At 52.7% G+C, this 1,422-nt stretch carries 1 protein-coding gene; it reads left to right on the forward strand.

Features of this window, described 5'->3' with window-relative positions:
* Positions 1 to 481 precede the first annotated feature (481 nt).
* Positions 482 to 1,042: a chlorite dismutase family protein gene (locus ACHH0Z_RS25525; RefSeq protein ID WP_045409835.1), complete on the forward strand. Its 561-nt coding sequence runs from the start codon at positions 482 to 484 to the stop codon at positions 1,040 to 1,042.
* Positions 1,043 to 1,422 lie beyond the last annotated feature (380 nt).

Consider the following 1,422-nt stretch of genomic DNA (forward strand, 5'->3'; position numbering starts at 1 on the left):
AATGAATATGGAAAGAGTTTTTACCCAGATCGATACCAATGAGCGCAATGTTTTCCATGATAGTTCTCCGAATGAAAGCCTGTCCTCAGCATAGTACCGGGAAGGAGGGAGTGACCATCTCATTAAAAATCGTACGTTAAGCGTACGGCCTGTCAGGTTGAGGCCCTAGAGGTTGCCGGCGAGGCGTCAGAAAATGCTGGAATCGGCCCTATCCTGACGCGGCCCAAGGTTCCGGCCTGACGCCTAGTTAGGGCGTACCGATACGGTACAATTAATTTTTGAAATGGCGACAAACGGCTATTTTCTGGCGGTTGTATCACAGACCAATTCGATGCTATATTTACAATTTAACTGGGGGCGCTGGTAAGCGTAATGCAATACTACGCTAAGCGAGGCGAGACGATGATGCACAAGCATGGGATGGGCAGATAGGTTTTTTGAGGCTGTAAAAAAGTTAACACACTCACATGAAGGGGGTGAAATGGATACACGATTATTTGCATTCGTCGGCGGAGACAGCGGTCTTTGGCGGATCGTTGGAACCGAAACCATAGTTGGCAAGTCACTGCCTGAAGCCAAAAGGCTCAACGTAATATCTGCCTCAGAGTTGCAGCCCGAAACCAATGCACCCTGGGTACTTCGCGGAATAACAAGCAATGAACGGTATGTCATGCGCGAAGAGAAGAACGAAATTGTGGTGAAGCAGCAAGGGCTAGCGCGCCCAGAAGCAACTTGCGCTGCGTTGATACCGATCCGAAAAAACACAGCTTGGTGGGAATTCACGCAAGACGAGCGCCGGAGCGTTTTCGAAAAGTCAAAGCACATCCAAATCGGGCTCAACTACTTGCCTGCAGTAGCGCGCAAGCTCCACCACTGCCGCGACCTCTCTGAAAATGAACCGTTCGATTTTCTCAATTGGTTCGAGTTCGCGCCAACCCATGAGGCTGAGTTCAACGCATTGCTTTCCGAACTGCGTGCAACAGAGGAATGGAAGTACGTTGACAGAGAAGTCGATATCCGTCTCGTGCGAGAGGCGGCGTAGGTCAATCCCCGTCTGACCGCTCAGAGGCGTTAGCGGGCAGCCGGCACTGCATCTATTGATTTTGGATAGCTTGGAACCCGGCATTTCACTTGCAATTAATTCGAGCACGCCGCCATGAAATGCGAGCCGCCGCCGTCGATTGCAAGCTCGTTTGCAGATAGCGTGAGCATCAGCGCGCCGTCAGTTGCAGTTAATTCGAGCCGAAAGCGGCGTCGAATGCGAGCACGCCCGTTTTCAAACGCGAGCCGCTACAACTACCTGGTGCCGCCCGCGAAATTCGCCAGCCTCAAGCAGGCCAGCGAATTGCCGCTGGCCGTGGCCACCGATTGCGACCAGTACCTGCATGACCGGCTGACGCTGCTGGAAACGCAGCTCGCCAC

Origin of the sequence: Enterobacter cloacae complex sp. 2024EL-00227 (genome assembly GCF_043945315.1) — a bacterium.
Taxonomy (GTDB): Bacteria; Pseudomonadota; Gammaproteobacteria; order Enterobacterales; family Enterobacteriaceae; genus Enterobacter; species Enterobacter roggenkampii.

Coding starts and splice junctions, on each gene's coding strand:
- ACHH0Z_RS25525 (WP_045409835.1), top strand. CDS start 482: ATGGATACACGATTATTTGCATTCGTCGGCGGAGACAGCGGTCTTTGG.